The 6,000-nt window shown below is 69.8% G+C and carries 7 protein-coding genes; all 7 read left to right on the top strand.

The window, feature by feature from the left end; genetic code table 11:
- Positions 1-351: hypothetical protein (locus G4G93_RS33435; protein ID WP_409513819.1), on the top strand; the 351-nt coding region annotated here is incomplete at its 5' end.
- Entirely contained in the window at positions 351-1,958 is a 1,608-nt protein-coding gene (locus tag G4G93_RS33430) for a TolC family protein (RefSeq protein ID WP_099956023.1), read from the top strand. The genes G4G93_RS33435 and G4G93_RS33430, both read left to right, overlap by 1 nt.
- Before the next feature lie 34 nt (positions 1,959-1,992).
- Complete coding sequence (locus tag G4G93_RS33425) at positions 1,993-3,414, top strand: multicopper oxidase family protein (RefSeq protein ID WP_091891621.1); 1,422 nt, start codon at positions 1,993-1,995, stop codon at positions 3,412-3,414.
- Between the two features lie 171 nt (positions 3,415-3,585).
- Positions 3,586-3,870, top strand: a complete 285-nt coding sequence (locus G4G93_RS33420) for a copper-binding protein (RefSeq protein ID WP_091891596.1) — start codon at positions 3,586-3,588, stop codon at positions 3,868-3,870.
- A gap of 71 nt (positions 3,871-3,941) precedes the next feature.
- Positions 3,942-4,640 carry a copper-binding protein gene (locus tag G4G93_RS33415; protein WP_091891599.1) on the top strand — a complete coding sequence of 233 codons (699 nt, stop codon included), beginning with the start codon at positions 3,942-3,944 and terminating at the stop codon, positions 4,638-4,640.
- Positions 4,641-4,745: 105 nt separating this feature from the next.
- The gene (locus G4G93_RS33410) at positions 4,746-5,384 is read left to right on the top strand and encodes a c-type cytochrome (protein ID WP_091891602.1); all 639 of its coding nucleotides are present in this window, start codon (positions 4,746-4,748) and stop codon (positions 5,382-5,384) included.
- A 233-nt stretch (positions 5,385-5,617) separates the two neighbouring features.
- Complete coding sequence (locus G4G93_RS33405; protein WP_060850403.1) at positions 5,618-5,998, top strand: hypothetical protein; 381 nt, start codon at positions 5,618-5,620, stop codon at positions 5,996-5,998.
- The last annotated feature ends 2 nt before the right edge of the window (positions 5,999-6,000 follow it).

The raw sequence follows: 6,000 nt of genomic DNA, 5'->3' as shown, positions 1-6,000 counted from the left end.
CCCCTGAGCGCGGCCGCCAGCCCCCGTTCGGGATCCGAAGCGATGCTCACCTTCCTCAGGCCGGCCGTGGCGCTCACGGCCTTGCCGCTCGCGGCCTGCGTGCCCACCGCCGCGCCGGACTGGCTGGTTGCCCCGGCCAACCCCGCCGCCGCCGTGCGCGCGCCGCGCTACTCCGCGGTCACCGCGGGCGTGACGCGCTACGACGTGGTCGATCCCAAGGACTGGCGCGAGCTCAACCGCGCCGTGACACCGAGGTCCGGCTCGGGCGGCATGGAGGGCATGGACCACTCCCGCATGCCTAGCATGACCATGCCCGGCATGGGCGGCAAGCGCGACACGGGAGGGCGGTGATGCGCGAGCCCTGTAACCAAACCCCGCCCGCCCACGGACTCACCCCCAAAGGGAACCCACGGATGACCGCGCCTCAGTCTCGCGGGTCCGGTGCGTGCCGGGTCGCCGCAGCGTCGCCCGGCCGTCGCGCCCGGACCGCCGCCCTCCTGGTAACGGTCGGGGTGACGCTTGGCGGCTGCGTGGGCTTCTCGGCCGACGGTGGTCTTGGCCCGGCGCACGGCTACGCCGCCCTGGAGCTGCGGAAGGACATCGTGAAGGTGTCCGACGAGACAGCGGCAATCGGCGCCGCGGCCCGTGCGGAGCAATTGCTGCGGCGCCCGCTCACGCCCGACAGCGCGGTACAGGTCGCCCTCCTGAAGAACCGCGCCCTGCAGGCGTCCTTCAACGACCTCGGCGTGTCGGAAGCCGAGTTCGTCCAGGCGACGTTGCCGCCGGTCCCGCGGCTCTCCCTCAGCCGGACCGGGGGCGACTTCACCCTGGAGGTCGAGCGCTCGCTCACCGCGAGCCTCATCGAGCTCCTGACGCTGCCGGTCCGCATCCCCATCGCGCGGAACCGTTTCAGGGCGGAGCAGTACCGCGCGGTCGGGCAGGTCCTGCGCCTCGCCGGCGAGGCGCGGCGCCAGTTCTATCGCACGGTGTCGGCGAACCAGTCCGTCGCCTACCTGGAGCAGGCGCTCGCGAGCGCCGGCTCCGCCTCCACCCTGGCCAAGCAGCTCGGCGAGACGGGCGCGTTGAACAAGCTGGAGCAGGCGCGCGAGCACGCCTTCTACAGCGAGCTCGGGGCGCAGCTCGCCAAGGCGCGCGTCCTGCAGCGGGTCGAGCGCGAGAAGCTGATCCGCCTGCTCGGCCTGTGGGGGCGCGAGATCGACTTCAAGCTGCCGAACGGCTTGCCGTCGCTGCCCGGTCGGCTGGTGAGCGGCACCCAGATCGAGGCCGAGGCGATCAAGAAGCGCGCGGACATCCAGACGGCGCGCTTCGAACTCCAGTCGCTCGCGGGCCAGTACGGCCTCAACCAAGTCAGCGGCTTCATCAACGTGCTCGATATCGGCTACTCCGACCGTTACGAGCGCTCGAAGGCGTTCGAGCTGAACGAGCAGGGCGGCTTCAACGTCACGCGCGACAAGAGCTTCGGCCGCGGCTACACCGTCGACTTGGTCATCCCGATCTACGACTTCGGGACGACGGTGGTGCGCGGAGCGCGGGAGGCTTATCTCGGCGCCGCCCATCGCCTCGCGGAGAAGGCGGTCAACGCCCGTTCGGAGGTCCGCGAGGCCTACCAGCGCTACCGCGGCCAATACGACATCACCCGGCACTACCAGGGCAGCGTGCTGCCGCTGCGCAAGACGATCCAGGACCAGGCGTTGCTGCAGTACAGCGGCATGCTGATCGACGTCACCACGCTGATCATCGACGCCCGCTCGCGGATCCTGAGCAATATCCAGGCCATCGAGGCCCAACGCGACTTCTGGATCGCGGCGACCGACCTCAGGGCGGCCGTCATCGGCGGCGGCTTCACCGGCGAAGGCTTCGGGGGCGAGTCGGCCGGAGCCGAGGCGGTGGCCGGCGGCGGAGGCGAAACCCTCGCGGCCGCCACGCCCGGCGGCTGATGCCGCTCCCCCCACGAGACCCATGGAGAAACCGATGACTGACATCTCGCGAAGGGGACTGCTGGGCGCCGGGGGGCTCGTCCTCGCAGGAACGTCCATGATCAGCGGCCGCACGCAGGCCGCCGGCCTGCCCGAGGCTCCCTCGATGGACAAGGCGACGACGCAGCCGCCGCTCGTGCCGACCACTGGGGTGGACTACCAGCCGGTGGTGACGCTCAACGGCTGGACGCTGCCCTGGCGCATGCGCGGGGACTGGAAGGAGTTCCATCTCGTGGCCGAGCCGGTCGTGCGCGAGATGGCCCCCGGGATGAAGGCGCATCTCTGGGGCTATAACGGGCAGTCTCCCGGGCCAACCATCGAGGCGGTAGAGGGCGACAAGGTGCGCATCTTCGTCACCAACAAGCTGCCGGAGGCGACCGCCGTCCACTGGCACGGCCAGACCCTGCCCAACGGGATGGACGGGGTGGCGGGCCTGAACCAGCCCGGCATTCCGCCGGGCAAGACGTTCGTCTACGAGTTCATCCTGAGGCGCTCGGGCACCTTCATGTACCACCCGCACTCGGACGAGATGGTCCAGATGGCGATGGGCATGATGGGCTTCTTCGTCGTGCATCCGCGCGATCCCGCCGAGCGGCGGGTCGACCGCGACTTCGTCTGGCTCCTGAACGCCTACGACATCGAGGCCGGGTCCTACGTGCCCAAGGTCAACACGATGCTCGACATGAACATGTGGTGCTTCAACAGCCGGGTCTGGCCGGGCATCGAACCCATGGTCGCGCGCCAGGGCGACAAGGTGCGGATGCGCTTCGGCAACCTGACCATGACCAACCACCCGATCCACGTCCACGGCGTCGACTTCAAGGTCACGGGCACCGACGGCGGCTGGATCCCGCCCGAGCGCCAGTGGTTCGAGGTCTCCGCGGACGTCGCGGTCGGCCAGATGCGGGCCATCGAGTTCAACGCCGACAACCTGGGGGACTGGGCGGTCCACTGCCACAAGTCGCACCACACCATGAACGCCATGGGCCACTCGGTGCGCACCTACATCGGCGTGAACCTGAAGAGCACGGCGAAGCGCATCCAGAGGATCGCGCCCGGCTACATGCCGATGGGCTCGACCGGCATGGGCTCCATGGCCGAGATGGAGATGCCGCTCCCCGAGAACACGCTGCCGATGATGACCGGCGCCGGCCCGTTCGGATCGGTCGAGATGGGCGGCATGTTCACCGTGCTGAAGGTCCGCCCCGACGTGGCGCCCGGCGACTACAGGGACCCCGGTTGGTACCAGCACCCGGAGGGCACGCTGGCCTACGAGTGGACGGGCGAGCCCCTACCCGAACCCAGCCGCGATCCGAACACCCCCCGGGGCAAGCGCGCCCGCGAGACGGACCTGCGCGTGGTCGACCCGCGCAAGCGCCGGACGGCCTCCAACTCGGGCGGTCACGGAAACCACTGACCCGGCGATGCCGGATGTCATCCGAGCTTCCGCCGGAACGGCGCCCCGATGCGGGCGCGGACCGGCGGACGAATTCGGGTGGACCTAGTCCGCCCGAAAGCCGCTGCGCGGGCACCATCGCCCCCTGAACAAGTGCCCGTGCAGCGGCACAGCGACCATCAGGAGAATACGATGAGGAAGGTACCTCCCTTCGCCCTTGCCGCGCTGCTGGCCCTGGCGAGTCCGGCCTGGGCGCAATCGGTCAAGGCCACGGTCACGAAGGTCGACGAGGCGTCCGGCAAGGTCACGCTGGACCACGAGCGCATCCCGAAGCTCGACATGGACGCCATGACCATGGCCTACAAGGTCAAGGACCCGGCGATGATCAAGGACCTGAAGTCCGGGGACAAGGTCGAGTTCGACGTCGACGAAGCCGGCGGCCAGTACACCGTCACCAAGATCCAAAAAGCCAAGTAGCGCCTCGAACGGGCCCGCCGCGCGGACACGCCCGATCCCGCGCGGCGGCCCCATGCCGCGGAGGAAGTCACATGCGACGTTTATCCCTGTTCGCCGCCGCCATGGCCGTGGCGCTCGCCGGCCCGGTATCGGGGGCGGCTTGGGCGCAACCTGCCAAGGGTGCCCCGGCCGCCCTGGAGCGCGTGCGCGAGGTCATGGCCGACCGCTTCAGGAACCTCAAGCTGACCGGCGACCCCGACCGGGACTTCGCCGAGCTCCTGATCGCGAGCTACGAGCAGTCCCTCTTCCTTGCCAAGGCGCAGCTCGACTACGGCGGCGACCGGCAGCTGCGCGAGACCGCGCAGAAGATCCAGGACGAGCAGCAGCAGAAGATCGACGCCCTTAAGGAATGGCAGGTCCGGAACCGACAGTCGGACTACCGGCCGCAGCCGAACCAGACGCCGTCCGGCCAGGGTCCGTTGGACCGCCAGGCCCAGGCGGGGGGCTCGGCCCAGCCCGCGTCGCCGTCGCCCGCTCCGGCGTCCCCCGCCAAGCCCGTCGCCAACACGCCTCTCGTGAGCGGGACCGTCCAGAAGGTCGACGAGGCCTCTGGCAAGGTCACGCTGGACCACGAGCGCATCCCGAACATCGACATGGACGCCATGACCATGGCCTACCGGGTCGCCGACCCCGCCATCCTGAAGGGGGTGAAGGCCGGTGACCGGGTCCGGTTCTCCGCCGACCGGGTGAACGGGCAGCTTGCCATCACGCGCATCCAGAAGGCGCGGTGAGAAGACCAATCCGACGAGAGCGCGCTCATCCCAGGTCGGCCGACGGCGCCCCCGCACCTGACGCGTGGGCGGCCCGGCTCGAAACCGGTCACTCAGGACACCTCCATGCGAACCGCCAAGATCGTCTTCCTCACGTTGCTCTCGGCCGGCATCCTGGCGACGGTCGCCGCCGCGGCCGTGGTCTACGCGGGCGTCTTCAACGTCGCCGCCACGGAGCCTCACTGGGCCCTGACCACGTGGGTGTTGGACACGGCACGGGTGCGCTCGATCCGAGCCCATGCGGCCGGCCTGCTGCCTCCGCCGGGCTACGACGAGCAGACCAGGTTGGTGCCGGCCGTCGGACACTTCGCCGAGCACTGCGCCACGTGCCATGGCGGACCGGGCGCCAAGCGCAGCGAGGTGGCCGAGGGCATGTATCCCGAACCGCCTAACCTCAAGGGTGCGGCGGGGCGCTACAGCCCGGGCGAGCTGTTCTGGATCCTGAAGAACGGGATCAAGATGAGCGGCATGCCGTCGATGGCGAGCGACGGGGACGAGATGCTCTGGTCGACGGTCGCGCTGCTGCGGAAGCTGCCGGACCTGTCCGACGACGACTACAACGACCTGTGGATGCAGGCGCAGGCAGCCGGCGACCACGGCAGCATGAATCATGGTACCGCCGGCATGGACGGCACGAAGCCGGCTGACCTACCCTCGACTGCGTCGCAGCCGGACGGGGGCCCAGGCCACAAGCACAGCCATTGAAGGCCGCGGCCCGCGACGCGGTCGCCGACAGGGCCTTCACACCGGCCCGGCGGCGCATTGGAGGCCCGTCCGTCGTCCCCCGAACCAAGCCGTCGCGGCATACGCGTCCAGACGGCATGGGCGGCAGGATCGGACGCTTGCCGTCAGCCGCTCCGACCCTGCGGCCTTCGGCGGCGAAGGTCGCGCGGAATGGCACGCGGCCAGATGAACACAAGACCGCACGGAGACTTGCAATGAAGACCCACGCGATACCGTTGATTCTCGCCCTCAGCCTCGCATCCGGTTCTGCCCTCGCCCATGGCGAGCCGCCCCAGGCCGTGCACGGCGGCCTCGTGCAGGAGGCCCAGGAGCTCTGGCTGGAACTCGTGGTGAAGGACACCGACGTGACGGTCTACATCCTGGACGAGATGCGCAAGCCCGTTCCGGCAGCGCAGGTCTCAGGCACCGCAACGGTGCTCGTCGGCGGCAAGAGCTACAAGGTCGCCCTCAGCCCGGCCGGGGCCAACAGCGTGCAGGGCAAGCTGCCCGTCGCGGCGACCGGCCAGGTCGTGGCCACGGTGTCGCTCAAGGTCGGCGGCAAGGCCGCCTCCGCGCGGTTCACGAACAAGGCTTGAGC

It is taken from the genome of Methylobacterium sp. DB0501, assembly GCF_011043735.1.
Classification (GTDB): Bacteria; Pseudomonadota; Alphaproteobacteria; order Rhizobiales; family Beijerinckiaceae; genus Methylobacterium; species Methylobacterium alsaeris.
Note: the sequence above shows the minus strand (reverse complement) of the source record. Positions and strands in the feature narration are given on the sequence as shown.